The sequence below is a fragment of the Psychrobacter sp. S4(2024) genome (genome assembly GCF_036861305.1).
Taxonomy (GTDB): Bacteria; Pseudomonadota; Gammaproteobacteria; order Pseudomonadales; family Moraxellaceae; genus Psychrobacter; species Psychrobacter cryohalolentis.
The window spans coordinates 660,350-680,009 of the sequence record NZ_JAZAQR010000003.1 but is presented as its reverse complement, the minus strand read 5'-3'; the positions used below and the strand labels follow the sequence as shown (position 1 = coordinate 680,009).

Here is a 19,660-nt window from a genome sequence, read left to right as displayed (position 1 = left end):
TACGATAGGATTGATAAATTTGACTAGATTAAAAATTCCTAACTTTATATCTATGAGATTGGCGAAATATATCAACTGTATCAATAGAGTTAATAACCTCTTGGTAATTATTTACTACATTAAATGTAGACATGGATTTATCTAGTACCTCTTTGGAGGGTGAAAATAAGTATCCCTGAACTGATAATACGGAGCAACCCCACTCATTATTTATGAAAAAAAACTGAAATGACTGTGAGATTATGCTCACGGTCACAATAATCTCCGAGAATCTGAGTGCAATTCACTTCAATAGACCTGAATTAAAATATAATATTTACATCCTTATCACCTTTTATTCAGTTAAAATCACTATTATCTAACAACGCAGTAGAAATACGGTTACCCAACTCATATGCAACAGATTCTTAATGATATTGCCGCAGAGATGGCCCTTGAAACTGATCGTGGAAAAGTGGCAGATTATATCCCGCAACTGGCGCATGTCGATCCGAACCAGTTTGGTATTGCCGTAGCGACACCTGATGGGCAGGTATATGTAGCAGGGGATGCGAGCACCCTATTCTCGATCCAAAGTATCTCCAAAGTATTTACCTTAACCATCGGTCTTGGCAAGTTAGGTGATGCGATTTGGACCCATGTTGGTCGTGAGCCATCTGGCGATCCCTTTAACTCAATCACGGTATTGGAGTTTGAATCGGGTCGACCGCGTAATCCATTTATCAATGCTGGTGCGATTGCCGTGGTGGATGCCATTATGATGGGACATGAGCCGAAAGAAACCTTGGGTGAAATTCTGCGGTTTGTACACTTTATTGCCGATGATGATTCGATCCGTTTTGACCATAAAGTGGCAGCGTCTGAAATGGATCACAGAGATCGAAATGCCGCCTTAGCCCACTTTATGAAGTCCTTTGGTCATATAAAGCACGATGTAGATAAGGTGCTCGGTGTTTATTTTCATCAATGCGCGATTGCAATGAGTTGTGAGCAGTTAGCCCGTGCGGGTCTTTTTTTAGTGTCTAATGGTGTTAATCAACACACAGGGATACGAGTGATTAATGCACAGCAGTCTCGACGGATAAACTCCTTAATGATGATGTGCGGTCATTACGATGGCGCTGGTGAATTTGCCTACCGTGTCGGGCTACCGGGTAAAAGTGGTGTTGGTGGCGGTATTTTGACGATAGCGCCAGGTAAAGGCTCAATCGCAGTCTGGTCACCAGGGCTTGATCACGTAGGAAATTCCAAACTTGGGTCAAAGGCATTAGAGATGCTGGTACAGAAAACGGGCTGGTCAGTTTTTTCGAATTGAAAGCGATCACTTAATGCTTTTTTAATTGATTATCAATCCAGCGGATAACGTAGCTTTTTCGGATGGTATTACATCCTGATTGTAGCGATTCTATTTTAGGGATCGGTAAACGGATACTCTGATCCACATTTGCGTCCATTGATACCCCCTTAGGATATATTGATATCGTATTTTGTGTCTTCCAAACGTGTATAGAAAATCCTTTTTCCTATACATTCTGACTTGGTATTTATAAATTTCCTATTCTTCTAGACTTAATTGAGCCGTATCTAAAAGAGAGGCTCAGAAATATTTAAGATAGGTTACCTAGGGAGCGTTTGAATCCATGAACCAGTGCCTTCAGGCTTGGATTTTTTACCAGTATTTTTAGCTAAATGTAAGCACTAGCATTAACAAAATCTAATTAATTGGAATACCATAATGATCTGCGATTAGTTCAACGGTACGCTATACAAGCATCGAACTGCTAGTGTTAGATATGAACTTATTGACTATAAAATCAACAGCATGGGTCATTATGATCGAGCTGTCTGATTAAAACCTCCCATATTAGTTTCTACAATTTCTTCAGCATAGCTCACTACTGAGCCTCTTTAGGTTCAGACTTGCTGCTAGCATAAATAAAATAAAGCGCAATTGCCAAACAAACCAAAGCACCTATTCGACTGCCTGAAAGGCTAATCGCCTCATTACCTAACCAACCAAAATTATCAATTAATACACTCATACTCAGCTGACCAAAAATAACTGCTACCGTTGCTACAGCAGTCCCAATACGCTGCACCGCAACCACCATAATGACAATGTAAGGCACACCGCATAAGGCACCAAGCAATTGCCATTTAGGGACATCCATCAAAGTAACGGTATGATTTGGCTCAAAAAAGAAAATGAGCAAGGCAGTTACTACTGCACCCACAGAAAAGGTTAAAAAGGCACTTTTAAATACGCCAACATTGCCGCCAAGGCGACCATTTAATGCCGCTTGAATGCTCAAAGCTGCACCGCCAATTATTGCTAATACAATCATTAAAATAAGCATCATTTAGGTTATCCTTTTGCCATAAAAACAAGTGCGGCAATAATGAAAAATAAAGCGATAATTCGTTTGCTATCTATTTTTCGTTCCATGGTTTCGAATAAACCATAATGATCTATGATTAAACTCTGAAATACTTGCCCAGCCAATATCCCAATCATCGTCAGCGCAATGCCAATAACAGGCGTCACCACGGTTAATACCACCACATAAACAGGCCCTAAAATACCACCAACCAGTAGCAAAGGCGGCTGTGAGAAAAAGGAAGGGCTGTCTCGCGGACTAAAAAACAGCATCAAAAAGAATGTTAAAGCAGCGCCAACACCAAAAATGCTCAATGTTGCCCACAGCTCGCCTACCTGACTCCCTAAAGGCCCAAGTAATCCTGCTTCAACAGACAACCCCATGCCGCCTAACACAACAATGAATATCAATAAAATGTGCATGAAAAAAATCCTTAATGAGCAATACGCTGCAGCTTACAGCAATGTATACCCATTAAAAAACGCTATAATACGAAAATGACCTTTGCATAAGTTGCACAAATGAATACGGTAGATACCATCAACATACAAACACTATTATTTTTTATAGAGGTTTTTGACGCTCAGAGTTTTTCTGTAGTGGCTCGAAAAGAAGGCGTTTCGGCTTCTAAAGTGTCACGTATTATCAAACAGTTAGAGGACTCACTGGGACAGCAGCTTTTTTACCGTAATACACGCGCTGTTACTCCTACTGAGGCAGGTCGCGTATTTATGCGCTATGCAAAATCCATGACCGAGAGCATGAGTGCAGCACAGCAGGAGCTTCAAGACAGGACATTAGAACCGGGTGGTTTAATTAGAATCAACGCTCCTGTATTTTTTGGACAACGACATATCGCACCTTGGCTGCCACAGCTTAGTGCTCAGTATCCTAAATTACAGATAGATTTGAGTTTAACGGATGACTTTATTGATCCGCATCACTATGCAACAGACGTTATTTTTAGAATTGGCACGTTACATGACTCCGCCTTTCATGCGCGTATTTTTGGCGAGCAAACCTATCATCTTGCCGCCTCTCCATCGTACATAAACACGCATGGTAAACTGCAAGTGCCAGCAGATCTGACACATCATAAATGCTTAGTATATAAAGGATCAACAGGACCCAATCGTTGGCTTTTTAAAACAGAAAGTGAAGATTGGACGCCATTCTTAGCACCCGCTTTATTGATGTCCAATAATGCAGAATCTTTATTGGTATCTGCACTCAAAGGTATGGGGATTGTGCTTTTTCCAGATTGGCTCATCGGTGAGTATTTAAAGAGCGGTGAGCTTATCAAGCTATTACCTGATTATAGTACGGCCGTCAAAACCACACCTCAACATGTCGCAGCTATTTACCCTCATACTCGTCATGTCTCTCTAAATGTTAGAACATTAATTGATTATTTTGCTAAGGTTTATGGTCGTCCTCTTTACTGGCAACTCAATTAAAAAAACAAGAATTTAAAGCAATAAATATCCATGCACCTTATCAGGAAAAGGTGCAATAGGAATATGTAATTGTACCCATTCAGGAGCGTTTCTAACTCAGGTTATTCATTGTTGTAGAAAGTACAAGATTGATGGATGCTCATTTTACTTTGTTTTACGCTTTTGTTCATTTGCGCTCGAAAATCTGCTGACCTTTCGGGTGATCATAGAGAAATTCTTGATAAGCGCAGAATCAAGCCTTCGAATACTTATCTGCTCTCATGCACACTCTATAATAAATGGGAATTGTTGTACTCAGTCTAAGTCAGATATCAAGGTTCATGAACCATTTATTTTCCTCCTTATTATAGAGTGCTGTTTTTAATATCCGGCTGAAATCCAATCAACTCAATTACCTGGTTTATAAACTTACCCGTGCCATCAATCATTTATCATCTCAATCAATACTCTTAAAAACCCATATCCAAACTAGGCAAAGAGCAACGCCTGTTATCTTCTTAAACGCTCAATGAGCCAGCCTGCTAGTGGAAATGACACCATCTGCGTCAACGGCACGAGTATTATGGTTTCAATCAATACCACCACTGGCAGACTTAGACCATGAGTCACAGGCTTTAATAACGTTAATACGATTAAGAGCGTCGGATAAAGTCCGACATATCCTACTAATATACGTATCAGTCTGTCTTTAGTATTCTGATTCATTGCCTGCTACCTATTGATAAAATGATAAAAGAAAGATGTTTAAGCGAAAAAAAACAATAATTGTCGCTTGATGATTGACTGTTTGTGAATATCCAACAAGTCTCAAATTTATAAATAAAAATAAGGCCATTAATATTAATGGCCTTATCTCATTCAATGCTCAGCTGCTTTGCTATTCCTGATAGCGAGGATAATCACTGTAGCCAATGGCAGTGCCACCATACATCGTGGCAGGATCTGCCTCATTGAGTGGCCAATCATTGGCTATGCGTTCAGGTAAATCGGGATTAGCAATAAAAGGACGACCAAAAGCAAATAAATCCCCATAACCTTTAGATAATATATCGACCCACTTCTGCACAGTATACTTACCCGCATAAATAATACGTCCTGAAAACTCAGCTCTGACAGCTTGGTAAAAAGGCTCTGGCAAATCTGGAGCATTATCCCAATCAGCCTCTGCAATAGACAAGTAAGCAATACCAGCCTGCTCAAGCACCTTAATCGCTTCAATATAGGTATGATGAGGGTCTGCTTCTACCAGCCCTAGATACACACGAGTCTCATCCGTGCTGGCAAATAAAGGCGCAAAACGTACGCCTAAACGATCAGCACCAACCACATCACTGACGGCAGCGACCACTTCTTTTAAAAAACGCAGACGATTGGTCAACGAACCACCATATTGATCATCACGTGTATTACTATGCTCAGATATGAACTGGTTCACCAAATAGCCATTGGCACAATGTAGCTCTACCCCATCAAAACCCGCTTCTAATGCGTTGCGTGCGGCTGCCGCATACATAGCGACCAGTTCACCCACTTCTTCTGTGCTCAGTGCGCGTGGCTCACTTGGATCGGCCAATGCGCCTGTACCTGGGCCTGTTTCAATAAATACTTTTACATTGTCAGCAGCAATCGCTGATGGGCCTACAGGCTGAGCACCTTGCGGCTGTAAGCTGGTATGAGACACGCGGCCAACGTGCCACAGCTGCGCAAAAATAATACTGCCTTTAGCGTGTACTGCCTGCGTGACTTTTTTCCAGCCTTCAACTTGGGCTGGTGAATGAATCCCGGGCGTCCATGCATAACCTTGGCCTCGTGGCTCAATCTGTGTACCTTCAGTCACCATAAAACCTGCTGTCGCACGCTGTGCATAGTAGCTGGCCATTAAGTCATTAGGAATATTGTCAGGCTGCGTGCTACGAGAGCGTGTCAATGGCGGCATTACGATACGGTTTTTAAGGGTATAAGGTCCAAGTTGTACAGAGGAAAATAGTGTATTTGTATTTAGAATGGTTTGTGTCATAAATGTCTCTTTTAAAGCAGCTGATGGCTTATTATTGAATGTATTTAGTCTGTTTTGATGCTTAATAACCAATCTAATGATTACTTAAGCAATGTTGGTCAGCATAGAGTTTTATGGGTACAATTAGAAACAAGCCTTTCTTGTTTATGGTACAATTATTAATGGTGAGTGTTATGAATGGTATGAACCGGCTAGATATCAAGCAGCTTAGGGTATTGCAGGCGCTGCTTGATCTACAAAACCTCTCGCAAGTTGCGCGCAAAATGGGACTGACACAACAAGCGATTAGCGAGCAGTTGCGTAAGCTACGGGATTTGTTTGATGATCGTTTGTTTATTCGTCAAGGCAATAGCATGGTGGCAACACCAAAAGCACTAGCGATGCAGCAACCGATTGACGAGATATTAAAGCAGTTGGAAGTATTGTTAGAGCCAGAAGTGTTTACGCCGCAAACCTACAAAGGCGTCTTTACGATTAGTGCAACCGACTATGCGACGCAGGCATTATTGCCGCAGTTGTTTAGTATCACACGCCGTGAAGCGCCTAATTTAAGGCTGATAGTGAGAGATTTTGCCTCAGACAATATCAATCAGCTTATTGCGGCAGGCGAACTTGATTTGCTGATTACTTTTCCAGAGTTTATCCCTGATAATTTATCGTATGTGACGCTATTTGAAGAGCAGCATTTATGTGTGACGGGTTATAAAAATACCTTTGTAACAGAGATATTCACACTGGCTCAAGTTGCCGCACACCCGCAGCTGGTGGTATCGCCTTCGCGGGCCAATTTGCGCGGATCGCATGATCAATGGTTTGCAGAGAAAGGGCTTAAACGCCATATTGTGATGTCAGTGCCTAGCTTTTCAGCAGTGCCAGATATCCTACATACCACCGATATGATTGCCTTTTATCCTGCACGACTACTACCAAATAATAAAGTTAAAAAGATTAAAATCGAAGCATTACCGCCTACCTTTAAGGTAATTGCAGCATGGCATCCACGTACCAGTGACAGTGGTATACATCGCTGGTTAATTAAGCAATTACGAAATTTATAGTTAAAGGATTAGCGTGTCTTAAAGTCATCTTATTGAGCATTTAGACTAACCCTATATTTTATGCAACACTCTCAAAAGTAGGTATAAGATGTTTATCAGTGATGGATTGCTTAATATTGCAGACTGCACGCTTACCAAATGTACCAAGGTTGTAGTCTGCAAATTCATGATATAGCGTCACCACATCGCCCATAATCAGTAATGCTGGGGTTGGTAATTTCGCTTCAGCTTGCTGCTTAGCGATACTACCAAGCGTGCCGATGAGCAGTTGCTGCGTAGGCAAGCTGGCATGGCTAATCACCGCAAAAGGCGTCGCGCTATCTCGTCCCGCTGCTATTAACCCTTCGGTCAATTCATCTAGCTGATGCAATCCCATATAAAAAACGATGGTTTGGGTGCTATCTAAATGCTCGTCATAGTTATTATTTGGCGCTCCTGATTTCTTATATGCCGTTACAAACTTCACTGCCTGCGCATGGTCGCGATGCGTCAATGGAATACCTGCACTGCTAGCAGCGGCACTGGCGGCAGTAATACCAGGGATAGATTCAAAAAAGATACCATGGCGCACCACTTCTTGAAGCTCCTCGCCGCCGCGCCCAAAGATAAAAGGGTCGCCGCCTTTGAGTCTTACAACTGTTTTACCTGCCAGCGCGTGCTTGACCAACAGCTCATTGATGCCTTCTTGCGGCAGCGCATGATTGGCTCGGCGTTTACCAACAAATATCTTTTCCGCTGTTGGTTCGCACATATCCAATATATCCTCTGAGACTAGGCTATCGTAAAGCACCACATCAGCGCGCTGCATGATTCGCAAAGCTTTTAGTGTGAGCAGCTCAGGATCACCAGAGCCTGCACCGACTAAATGCACAGTACCTACTTTTGTAGCTGCTATATTTAATGGCGTGTTTAGCGCATTGACGACACACTTTTTATTAGATAAATCGTTTGGAGGTAGTGTTGCGATAAAGGCAGATGAATCCGTCATGACGGTGACTCCTAATGATGCTGTTAGTGCAATATACGGTGCAAGCCCTATGCCATATTGATCAATTGGTTGTATTTCATAAGGCGGTTATAAAGAAGTTATAAGACAGCTATGACGCATACTCCTCAATAAGCGCATTGATTTGACCCACACACGAGCCGCAATTGGTACCAGCACGGCACGCTTTGCCCACTGCTTGTGCGCTATGACACTGCTGCTTGGTGATTGCATTGATAATGATGTTTTCTCCGACTGCCATGCAAGAGCACACCAACGGACCTGGATCGATATAGCCAGTAGCTGGACGACCTGCCAGCAGCCATTTATAGCGCTGCTGTACTGGTATGGCATCGGTACTGCCAAAGCAGCTGTCAAGCCAATGTGTACTAGGCAAATACATCAATTTTGGTGCAAAATAAATAGCTAATAGCAGCTGATCACTCGGCATAGCAGAGTCTAAAGGACTTGGTATATGGTTTAACGCTTCACTCCTCACCTCCGACTGAGTCGAGATAAAGCGTAGTTGCTTCTCTGGTTTACTCAAGGTGAAAGCGCTATTAACCGTCAGAGTATCGTCGGCATTGCCAGTCAACCACTTGTCTGATACAGACTTTTGATAGTCATCGATAAACTGCTGCCAAAATTTAGGGTCAAGCAACTGCCTAGCTGTGCGCTCGGCTGGGCTGGCAAGGGTAATGAGCACACTATTGGCTTGCCTGCTGATACTCCATGTCAGCGCTGGTAGTGAGAGAGACGAACCTGCATCATTTAACTCAAAGTTTGTAGACGCTGTTTGCGACTCACCCGCTATTGCTTCCTTCTTAAAATGAGCAGTCATCGCACGCAAGTGCACTAATATGGTGTCCTGAAAATCAGGATGCACCATAATCTTGCCAAGTGTCTGCATAGGCACGGCGCTCATGCGAATCGCTGAGTTTTTTAGCTCAGGCTGTCCTGAATGTGGATCGACCACAATCGGAATGAGTGTTCCTACTCGTGCAAAGCTAGCAAAGGCATTACTCCAGTGCATGGGCATAAAGGCATCACCAACACGCATACTATCGCTGATGACGATTTGCGCTAAAACTGTTTGCTCTATATTATCTGTATCTGTACTAAAATTATTAGTATCAATAGTTGTCGCCTCACTATTCGGCAGGCTCTGCTCATAGCGAGGATGTAGCTGCACATAGTCGCCCTTTTCAACACCGAGTTGTTTGGCTTCATTAGGATGGATAGTCAGTGTCGGCACAGATTCATGTTGATTGAGCTGTGGCGCCAGTCCTGTGCGTGTCATGGTATGCCACTGATCTCGTATTCTGCCCGTAATCAGGCGTAGATTCACGGTTGATGGGTTGAAGTCAGTGTTATGCCGCTTATCTCTATTCTTGACATCGCTCTTATTCGACTTCTGCCGACGTTGATGTTGATGGAAGTGATGAAAATTAGGCAGGCTAGCACTATCTGAAGGCGTAATAGCAATGAGTTTTACTTGAGTGGGTGTAATACGAGCACCGCCCCACTGAAAGGGATTCATTACCTCATAGTCAGAACGGTTTAGGATTGGCATTGGTAAGTCTTTAGCCAAATTGAGATAGCGCGGTTGATTCTTTTTCGATTCTGATTGATTAGGGTCGTTCTTAAAAGCAGTGAGCGCCACGTACTCATTAAATATCTCACTAGGATGGTCATAATCAAACCCTGATAGCCCCATACGCCTCGCCACTTGCGAGAGTATCCACCAATCAGGTTTGGCAAGATCGAGTGCAGGCTTTACAGCCCGTTGGCGTGAGATGCGCCGCTCAGAATTGGTGACTGTGCCTGACTTTTCGCCCCAACCTTGGGCTGGCAATACAATATCTGCGCACTTAACCGTATCGCTGTCTACCGAGCAGTCAGAGACAATGACCAAGTCACAAGCTGCTAATGCGCGGCGAAATTTATCCGCTTCAGGTAAGCTCACGACTGGATTGGTCGCCATAATCCAAATGGCTTTGATACGCCCATCTAAGATAGCATCGGCAGCATCACAAGCTTGGATGCCCACCTCTGGCGCAATAGACTGCGGTGCCTGCCAAAAGTCAGCCACCAGTTGACGATGAATACCATTACTCAAATCTAAATGTGCCGCCAGCAAATTAGCCAGCGCCCCGACTTCACGGCCACCCATGGCGTTTGGCTGACCAGTAAGTGAAAACGGACTGGCGCCTACTTTTCCTACGCGTCCGGTGTACAGATGACTATTGATAATGGCATTGACCTTGTCGGTGCCACTCTTTGATTGGTTAACACCCATACTAAACGCGGTCACTGTCTTGTCATTGGCAGCGACTAGCTGATAAAACTGGCGTATGAGGTCAGCGCTGATTTTGCATGCTTGAGCGACTTTGTCGATGCTCCACGTCTTGGCAGCCTCCAAAGCGAGATCGACATCATTACATTGATTGAGGTAATGCTCATCGCAACAACCTTGCTGCTTAAGATAGTGCAACAACCCATTATATAAATGCGTATCGGTGCCCGCTGCTATTGGTAAGTGCAAATCTGCGAACTCACAGGAATCCGTACGACGCGGATCAATGACAATAAGCTTTTTACTGGGATCAATTTTTTTGGCAGCTAAAAAACGTCCAAACAAAATAGGGTGACACCATGCCATGTTTGAGCCCACCAGCACCAATAAATCGCAGGACTCTAAATCCTCGTAATTACCAGGCACCAAATCAGCGCCAAAGGCACGTTTGTGCCCTGCTACTGCGGAAGACATACATAGGCGTGAGTTGGAATCAATATTATTATTACCGATAAAGCCTTTGATAAACTTATTGGCGACGTAATAATCCTCAGTGAGCAGCTGTCCTGAGACATAAAACATAATACTGTCGCGACCATGCTTAGCAATAGTGTCGTTTAAGCGCGTGGCAATATCATCTAAGACGTTATTCCAATCGGTAGGCTTTATAAGGGGCTCATCAGATATGTCGATAGCGTTAAAATCATTACCCAATTGCGTGGGTCGATGTTGTTGCATTACCGCTTGCTTGTTTTGATAGTAAGGCTCAGTTAAGCGTCGCTCACTGCCTAAGGTTTGCGCCAATGCACCGCCCTTTGAGCACAATTTACCAAAGTTAGCAGGATGTTCAGGATCTCCTTTGACACTCACTACCCCTGTCGCATCGACACTGGCTAGGACGCCACACCCTACCCCGCAGTAAGGACAAGTGGTACGTATGGTGGACGTCGTTTCTTCAGTATAAGTGGCAATAAGAGCCGTTTTTGAAGGATTGATCATGTCATTAGATTTGTGATCAGATCGGCGTATACCACTTTCTAATTCTTGACTAGCATTTGGTTTATTACTCAAGATCACTTCACTCATGACGCCGCTCCTACTATGTCTGCTGCGCTTAATAAATCCAGATCGCTATCGTTATCCATGTCTCCGTTAGCCTCATTATCTGTCGTTATTTTCTCCAAATCACAGTAAGCCTCGCCAAATATTAAATCCGCTTTTATAGGCGCGATATCACTATTGCTGTTAATCAGCTGGCTATAGAAACTGCCCTCATTGACCTCACCGTAGAGTACAGCGCCGATCAGTTTATTGTTTCTAAGATAGAGGCAATGATAGTGATTTATACTGGTTTGCTGATAAGTGATGGTTTCGATAGCCGCCGCTTCCTCCTCATCAAAGTCGACTTGCCCTGCTGAAAAAGCACTGATGCCAGATACTTTTAGCTTTAAAGACAGCGGTTTGCTAGTAAAGGGGTGCCAATTATTTCTGGATGCTAAGCCATCGTTTGATATCCTCGCATCTTTTAGGACAGAAACTAAGGTATCAACTTGCTGATTGACGGGCGCCACCATACCGAACAGCTCACCGTCTAGCTCCACACATTCGCCAATAGCGTATACGTTGGCAGCGCTGGTATGCATATAATTATCGACCATGATGCCACGGTTGACCGTCAGTCCGCTGTCTTTTGCCAATGTGATATTAGGTACCACTCCCACTGCCATGACCACAAAATCTGCTGGCAACATGCGCCCATCTTTTAGCAACAATCCGCACACTTCATGCTGGTTGTTGACCGCTATACATTCAGTGATCGCTGATACCTCAAGTCCGACATTTCGACAACTGAGCTCTGCTTGCAATAGCTCAGCGGCGGGCAAATCAAGCTGTCGGTTCAGTACATAGCTGTCCACATGAACAACCGTCATATCTGCTCCTTGAGAAGCCAAAGCACACGCGGCCTCTAACCCTAATACCCCGCCCCCAATCACCAGACCTTTTTTCCCTTGATGTGCATATGCGGTTAGTGCATTTACATCGGCTACTTCTCGAAACACGTGCACGCCTTTAGCATCATAATTAGGAAAAGGAATGATTCGAGCGCTTGAACCTGTAGCGATAACCAGCTTGGCATACACCAGCGTCTGTCCATTATCAAGCTCAATGGATTGCTGTTTGATGTCTATTGTGTCAACCGAAATTCCAGCCAATACGGTGATACCCAGCTGTTGATACTCTGATTGCTCGTATAAATAAGTATCCTCAAAGGCGCTATCTCCTGCCAGTACTGGTGATAGCATAATGCGGTTGTAGCCGACCTCTGGCTCTTTGCTGATAAGGGTAATCGGTAATGGTCTTTGGTTATTTGGCGACTTACTTTGCTGCTGGGCACGTGCCAGCTCAATGGCAAAACGGCTGCCTGCCATGCCAGCACCAATAATGACAATACCCGCATTTAAATGAGCATGAGACGTTGTCTGTATTGTTAATTTTGATCTATCTGATGACATGAGCAAAAAATCCCTTAGCCGCAACGCGCAGCATTAATTAAATGGCGTGTCAGAGTGTCTTTTGTGCTTAAAGCCTGCGCTTATAAGAAATAAGCCAACAGCGAAAAAATGAGCACAAATTGAATAAAGCAAATGCTATGCCATACCAGTAATGGGTTGCGTATGATGAGCGGCTCAGGGTCGCTAATATAATTATGATTCTCAGGGTTAAAATCTTGTAAGAACTCACCAATTGCTTGATAGCGAGCTTGGGTATTAGCAAGCAGCGCACGCATTAGCGCTTGCTGGCTGGCAGCAGGTACACGGTACTGACGTAATAATTGAGTAGGTAGGGTTAATGTATGATTTGCTTGATGTGAATGCATCAACGCTTGCGAGCTAAATGGCAGCTCACCTGTTAGCAGCTCATAGCCAATCACCGCTATGGAAAATAAATCAGAATGCACACCTTTTGGTGCATCGGTGTAATATTCTGGTGCAGCATAGTGCAAATCACCGTTCGGTGGTCGCGTACTGTCTTTAAGTATGGAAGAGCTGGCTGAACCAAAATCTATCAATTTGACCGCGCCTGATGTGGTCAATAGGATGTTTTCCGGCTTGATATCTTGATGCAATAGATAGTTTCGATGCATCACCCGAACCGCCATGCCTATTTTGGTTAACAAATCATAGGTCTGCCACACATCACAAGGCGCATGACGATCCATAAAATCTCTGAGGCTTTCGCCTTCAATATATTCGGTCAGATGGTATAAATAAGTACTACTCGCTGGTACGGGGTAATAACGTAGCAATCCTGAAGAACTAAGCGCTGAGCTCGCATCNATAAAATCTCTGAGGCTTTCGCCTTCAATATATTCGGTCAGATGGTATAAATAAGTACTACTCGCTGGTACGGGGTAATAACGTAGCAATCCTGAAGAACTAAGCGCTGAGCTCGCATCTTGATAGGGTTTTATGCCGCTGATGCTTGTAAGGCTGCTGTCGCTAGATGAATTATTAGGATCTGCCTGATTATAGGCAGGCTCGCCTGCCCGTCTGTGCTTAGATAAGCTCAAACCGATTTTACGCTCCTTTAGAAATTCGCGCAGATAGTGTCCATCAGTAGCTGCATCAAGGCTTGGAGACTTGAGCACAAACTCATGCTGATGCTCATCTTCTACTAAGTACACCTCGCTACGGGCAGTGCAGGCTATAATATGCTTGACGATAAAACCATCAATCCGCGCCCCCACTTCTAAGCCCGTTAATAACTGATAACGATGAATATCATGAAAGCTAGCGTTTTCATTATCACTATTGTTCTTAGTATGAGCGCTATTGGCTGTCTTTTTCTTATGGAGCGCTTGCGCATTCATACCGAGTATCACCATACTTAAATTGTCATGACTGCCCTCGTTAAACGCCTGCTCGCATATGCTTTGGCTGATGCTAAGACTATTCACTGCCCCGTCATTCGAGCTATTATCCGTCGTATCTATCGTTTGACTCGGCTGACACAGCGCCTTTACTGCTGAACATAGCTCAAACTGGAGCTCGGACGCTGCAATAGACTCATAGACGCCATCTGTCATCAGTGCTAAGCATTCATTTTGATGCAAGGTAAATACTGACTGCTGGAGCTCGACCATCGTATCCGCGCCAATAGCGGCGGATAGCGCGCCTTTATCTTGCCCATGGTGAATGCGGTGGTCTTTACTGAGCACTTTTATACTCTCTAAACCGACACGGTAAATACGCGAGTCGCCTGTATGAAACAGATGGATACGGTCGCCGATACATAGTAGACCTGATAAGGTGGATAATAGTGGTGGCACGCGCTCATAGACTTGCGGGAAATAGAGGGCGTCATTGGCTTTATTGACCGCCTCACGAATCAAAATGGCAACTTGATTGTCATCAAAGTCTATGTTTGCTGATTGCGATTGGTTCTCTGCCAATACCATCTCTTCAATTGCTTTATTTTTAAGTGCTAAGGTAAGATGGTGCGTGACAGTGTTGACCACCAATTGACTGGCTTGTTTGGGGAACTGACAGGCACTGACGCCATCAGCCATCAGCACCAATAAAGGCGCACAGGGCATATAGTGACATCTATCGTTGCTGCTGCTGGACACTGATGCTGAAAGCTTGTCATATGGCAAGCATGTTGTTGTTAGCAAGCTGTCTTGATTTTCAGACTTACGCCCTTGCATGGTATGAAAATCAAGCTGCCACAGTGCCTCATTCATTTGCATAATTAGCTCACTTTAATTTGGGCAAAGCTGCCATCAGGCATCTCTTCGATGATGACGCCTTCAGGTTCTTTTAAAAAGAACAGCGCAAAGAAGCCAACGACGGCGGTCGCGGCAATCACCATGAAGAATACTTGATAAGAGACCAGACTCAATACAGTTAAATAAACAACCGAGCCAACATTGCCATAAGCGCCGGTCATGCCAGCAAATTGTCCGGTCATGCTACGCTTGATCAGTGGAATAACCGCAAACACAGCACCTTCACCCGCTTGTACAAAGAAAGAGCAAAACATCGTGATGAATAATGCCAGTGCAATTGGCCATGTTGAATCCACGATACCCATTAATAAATAACCAACAGCCAAACCTGCGGTCAAAATCAGCAGCGTTATTTTGCGACCAAACTTATCGCTGAGCCAGCCGCCGCCCGGTCGCGACATCAAGTTCATAAACGCATAGCTAGATGCCAAAACCCCTGCCATCACAATTGATAGATTAAATGTCTCTTGATAGAAAAGCGGCAACATAGACACTACGGCAAGCTCTGAGCCAAAGGTCGCAAAGTATAAAATATTTAAGATACCGACTTGCTTAAAATCATATTGATGCGCTTTTGGCACAGGAGTCGTAAATACCTCTTTATTAAAGCGATAACTACTCACAAACTCATAAATATATAAAACGACCAATCCGATGTAGACGATATTGACACTTGCCTGACTGAGTAAGCTGACACCAGCGGGTGATAACTTCCATCCCAAAAGCGCTAACGCCAAATACATTGGTAGCTTAAACGCCATCATCAGCCAAAAGTCACCTGTTGAGGTCACCATCATGGCGCCAGACTTTTTGGGTTTAAAATACGTCGCACCCTTAGGCGTATCACGCACCATCTTATAAAAAATCACACTATAGAGCATCATCACCACCCCGGAGGTGGCCGTCGCATAACGCCATCCTTCATCACCACCAAATATAGCAGCAGCAATAATAGCTACTGTCGGTAACAGCAGCGCAGCAGCAGCAGAACCAAAATTTCCCCAACCGCCATAAATACCTTCAGCAGTACCCAGCTCACTTGCAGGGAACCAATCACTCATGAGACGAATACCCACCACAAACCCAGCACCCACAAAACCCAAGAAAAAACGGGACAGTGCCAGCGCGTTGTAATCTTGCGCAAAGGCAAAGGTAAAACAGGGAATGGCGCCAATTGCCAAAATGGCGGTATAGACGAGGCGCGGTCCAAAACGATCGGTCAACATGCCAATAATGACTCGAGCTGGAATAGTCAAAGCGACGTTTAATATCAACAAGGTTTTGACTTGATCCTTGGTCAAACTCAAGGTCTCACCAATGGCAGATAAGAATGGTGCGTGGTTAAACCACACAAAAAAGGTCAGAAAAAAAGCCATCCAACCAAGATGGAGAATTTTATTCTTACCTGTAAAAGATAAGATATTAAGCTTGTTTTTAGTTGGCGCAGCGGGGTTCGATGGTGGCGATGACGACATAAGCGATTTCCTTAAATGGCAAACTTTAGGGCCAACATAAAAAGTTATAAGAACAAGTTATGTTAAACAGAATGAGCAGTTAGAACACTTAAGGGGGTGCAATGGCTGTGCCATTTGCCGTCATAAAAATCATTGTAGAGGCAAACCATCGTCTTTGGTGAAAGCGTCAATGCTTTGTAATAGCAGACTTACAGGCGACTATCACAAACCGATTCATCTCTTAAAAAACATGATGCCCTTGTATCATTGAGAAACATAAAGAAATGCCACTCATTATAAATGTAATCAAATTGGTGCATGAATCTGTCCACTTTAGTGCATCAATACTTATCACCTCATTGCCAAATGATCGATTAATGTTTTATTTACCATCATCATCAACCTCCTCATAAATGCCTTGCGACCTTGTAAATACGCGATGAGCGTCATACGTATTCGTCTGAATTTTTTAGCAATCCCCTTTAATACAAAGCGCTATATAACAGTGCTTGGCACAGTTATTGAAGGTGTAATTGGTGTAGGCACTAAATATTACTAAACATCATAACGTTTAGATCACGATATTTAGACAACCCCATTACTAAGGATAAGCGCATGAGCAGCACTATAGTGAGTACAACAAATAAAGCTAAGTTAGTGGTGATTGGTAACGGTATGGTCGGGCACCATTTCGTTGAGCGAGCCATAGAACAAGGGCTACATGAGAAATTTGAGATTCATGTCTTTGCAGAAGAAGACCGTCCGGCTTATGATCGTGTGTATTTATCGAGCTATTTTGAGCATAAAGATATCAGTAAGCTAAATTTGGTTGATTTGAGCGCCTATGCCGCCGCCCAAATTCAATTGCATCTGAATCAGCGCATTGTAGATATCGATGCGACCAATCAATACATCATCACTGAAGCTGGCGAGCAGATTGAATATGGTGAGCTGGTGCTGGCGACAGGCTCCTATCCGTTTGTACCACCCATTCCAGGGCGTGAACATCCGCATTGCCACGTATACCGAACCATTGCCGATTTAGATGACATTCTTGCCATTGCTGAGCGCCCAACAGTCAGAAAGGGTGTGGTCGTGGGTGGTGGACTGCTGGGACTTGAGGCAGCAAAAGCACTGGTCACTTTAGGGTTAGAAACTTATGTTGTAGAGTTCGCCCCACAATTGATGGGTGTTCAGCTTGATGCTGCTGGCGGTGAAATTTTGAAACGAAAAATTGAGGCGCTTGGCGTCAAAGTATTGATTGGTAAGAATACCCAAGCCATTATTGATAATAGCGACGCGATACATAAAAACCTGAGCACCTTTAGTGAGAATCCGTGCCAGCTGACCATGCAATTCACCGATGATACCTCGCTTGACACCGATATGATCGTCTTTAGTGCAGGTATTCGTCCGCAAGATGGCATTATCAAAAACAATCCTGAGTGCGGTATTGAGATAGGTGCACGAGGTGGTATTTTAATTGACGAACAATGCCGCACCAATGCCGCGCATGTCTACGCTATCGGCGAATGCGCGGTGTGGGATAACCAAATATTTGGCTTAGTGGCGCCTGGCTATAGCATGGCGAGTACTTGTGCGGCGCAAATTTCAGGAGATCATTCGCAAACCTTTACAGGCGCTGATATGAGCACCAAGCTCAAACTCATGGGCGTGGATGTTGGTAGTATTGGCGACGCCCATGGCAAAAGCGCAGACAGTTTGAGCTATTTATATCAAAATCCTGCGACAGGTATCTATAAGAAACTGGTCACAACGTCTGATAATAAGCGCTTGCTTGGCGCGGTATTGGTTGGTGATACCGAAGACTATAACAATCTATTACAGCTATATCTCAACAATATCGACTTGCCTGCCCATCCTGAAAGCCTGATTTTACCTAACGTTGAAAAACCAACGATGGGTATAGAAAATTTACCAGATAGCGCCACGATTTGCTCATGCTACAACGTCACCAAAGGGGCTATTTGCGCGGCGGTTGAGAACGGTGCTTACTCCATTGCAGAAGTGAAATCCTGTACCAGTGCAGGTACAGGCTGTGGTGGCTGTGCGCCTATGGTGAAAGACACTTTAAGCTATCAGTTAACGACCCTTGGGTTTGAGGTCAATAATGATTTATGTGAGCACTTTGCTTATACCCGTCAAGAGCTCTATAGCTTGATTCGTGTTCATGGTATTAGAACATTTGATGCTCTGTTGGATGAGCATGGTAACGGTCATGGCTGTGAGATTTGCAAACCTACGGTCGCCTCCATCTTGGCCTCATGCTGGAATGATTATGTGCTCAAGCCTGAACTGACACCGTTGCAAGACAGCAATGATTATTATCTAGGCAACATCCAAAAAGACGGCACCTATTCTGTCGTACCTCGTGTGCCAGGTGGTGAAATCACCGCCGATAAGCTGATCATCCTTGGGCAAGTCGCCAAGGAATTTAATTTGTATACCAAAATCACAGGTGGTCAACGCGTGGATCTATTTGGGGCACGTTTAGACCAACTGCCTGATATTTGGACACAATTGGTGCAAGCTGGCTTTGAGACTGGTCACGCTTATGGTAAGTCACTGCGAACGGTTAAATCGTGTGTGGGTAATAACTGGTGTCGCTATGGTGTCGATGACAGTGTCGGCTTAGCATTAAGATTAGAAGACCGTTATAAAGGGGTGCGTTCACCGCATAAGATAAAAATGGGCGTGTCCGGATGTACGCGTGAGTGTGCGGAGGCACAAAGCAAGGACTTTGGCATTATCGCCACCGAAAATGGTTGGAATTTATTTGTCTGTGGTAATGGTGGTATGACCCCGCGTCATGGCGAGTTGTTTGCCACTGATCTTGATAGCGACACGGTCATCAAATACATCGACCGTATTATCATGTTTTATATAAAAACAGCAGATAAACTCCAGCGTACCTCAAAATGGCGCGAGAGCTTAGATGGCGGATTGGCGTATCTACAAGCGGTCATTATTGAAGACAGTTTGGGCATCGCTGATGAGCTAGAGGCGCAGATGCAACTGCTGATCGACAACTATGTGTGTGAGTGGAAAGCCACCATAACCGATAGCGAAAAGCTCAAACGTTTCCGTCACTTCGTCAATAGCGAGCAAGGAGATGACAACGTTGTCTTTGTCACCGAGCGCGAGCAGATCCGCCCCGCAACCGATACTGAAAAAACTCAAATCTTAGTGACCGAGCTGGCTTAAT

Annotated in this window: 13 protein-coding genes; 4 read left to right on the top strand and 9 right to left on the bottom strand. The window is 44.2% G+C overall.

The features are described from left to right. Window positions 1-394 precede the first annotated feature (394 nt). The gene (locus VLA57_RS10675) at window positions 395-1,315 is read left to right on the top strand and encodes a glutaminase (protein WP_133104369.1); all 921 of its coding nucleotides are present in this window, start codon (window positions 395-397) and stop codon (window positions 1,313-1,315) included. A gap of 580 nt (window positions 1,316-1,895) precedes the next feature. On the opposite strand, the gene VLA57_RS10670 is transcribed toward VLA57_RS10675, so the two are convergent. Together VLA57_RS10670 and VLA57_RS10665 are read right to left on the bottom strand one after the other, a co-directional pair. Then, window positions 1,896-2,357 (bottom strand): DMT family transporter, encoded by a 462-nt coding sequence (locus tag VLA57_RS10670; protein ID WP_133104383.1) that lies wholly within the window; start codon window positions 2,355-2,357, stop codon window positions 1,896-1,898. An 8-nt stretch (window positions 2,358-2,365) separates the two neighbouring features. Next, entirely contained in the window at window positions 2,366-2,800 is a 435-nt protein-coding gene (locus VLA57_RS10665; protein WP_133104368.1) for a DMT family transporter, read from the bottom strand. 99 nt (window positions 2,801-2,899) lie between these two features. Here VLA57_RS10665 and VLA57_RS10660 point away from each other — a divergent pair, with 99 nt between their 5' ends. Beyond that, entirely contained in the window at window positions 2,900-3,835 is a 936-nt protein-coding gene (locus VLA57_RS10660; protein ID WP_133104367.1) for a LysR family transcriptional regulator, read from the top strand. Window positions 3,836-4,324: 489 nt separating this feature from the next. Here the strand turns inward: VLA57_RS10660 and VLA57_RS10655 are convergent, their stop codons facing one another. Both VLA57_RS10655 and VLA57_RS10650 read right to left on the bottom strand, forming a co-directional pair. Continuing rightward, window positions 4,325-4,540, bottom strand: coding sequence for a hypothetical protein (locus VLA57_RS10655; protein ID WP_083759467.1), 216 nt, complete (start codon window positions 4,538-4,540; stop codon window positions 4,325-4,327). 172 nt (window positions 4,541-4,712) lie between these two features. Further along, complete coding sequence (locus VLA57_RS10650) at window positions 4,713-5,852, bottom strand: alkene reductase (protein WP_133104366.1); 1,140 nt, start codon at window positions 5,850-5,852, stop codon at window positions 4,713-4,715. Window positions 5,853-6,025: 173 nt separating this feature from the next. Here VLA57_RS10650 and VLA57_RS10645 point away from each other — a divergent pair, with 173 nt between their 5' ends. Beyond that, window positions 6,026-6,910 (top strand): LysR family transcriptional regulator, encoded by an 885-nt coding sequence (locus VLA57_RS10645; protein WP_133104365.1) that lies wholly within the window; start codon window positions 6,026-6,028, stop codon window positions 6,908-6,910. A gap of 58 nt (window positions 6,911-6,968) precedes the next feature. Here VLA57_RS10645 and cobA read toward each other — a convergent pair whose 3' ends face one another. The 5 genes from cobA to VLA57_RS10620 form a co-directional block, all read right to left on the bottom strand. Next, entirely contained in the window at window positions 6,969-7,898 is a 930-nt protein-coding gene (gene cobA / locus VLA57_RS10640) for a uroporphyrinogen-III C-methyltransferase (RefSeq protein WP_133104364.1), read from the bottom strand. A gap of 109 nt (window positions 7,899-8,007) precedes the next feature. Continuing rightward, a complete protein-coding gene (locus VLA57_RS10635) occupies window positions 8,008-11,277 on the bottom strand; it encodes a molybdopterin-dependent oxidoreductase (RefSeq protein WP_133104363.1) in 3,270 nt (1,089 codons plus the stop codon). Next, entirely contained in the window at window positions 11,274-12,704 is a 1,431-nt protein-coding gene (locus VLA57_RS10630; protein ID WP_133104362.1) for an NAD(P)/FAD-dependent oxidoreductase, read from the bottom strand. The genes VLA57_RS10635 and VLA57_RS10630 overlap by 4 nt, the downstream gene beginning before the upstream one ends. An 80-nt stretch (window positions 12,705-12,784) precedes the next feature. Then, on the bottom strand, window positions 12,785-14,941 hold the full coding sequence (locus VLA57_RS10625) for a protein kinase domain-containing protein (protein WP_333954886.1): 2,157 nt from the start codon (window positions 14,939-14,941) through the stop codon (window positions 12,785-12,787). Window positions 14,942-14,943: 2 nt separating this feature from the next. Next, complete coding sequence (locus tag VLA57_RS10620; RefSeq protein WP_133104360.1) at window positions 14,944-16,455, bottom strand: NarK family nitrate/nitrite MFS transporter; 1,512 nt, start codon at window positions 16,453-16,455, stop codon at window positions 14,944-14,946. Between the two features lie 594 nt (window positions 16,456-17,049). Here VLA57_RS10620 and nirB point away from each other — a divergent pair. Then, the gene (gene nirB, locus VLA57_RS10615; protein ID WP_133104359.1) at window positions 17,050-19,659 is read left to right on the top strand and encodes a nitrite reductase large subunit NirB; all 2,610 of its coding nucleotides are present in this window, start codon (window positions 17,050-17,052) and stop codon (window positions 19,657-19,659) included. The last annotated feature ends 1 nt before the right edge of the window (window position 19,660 follow it).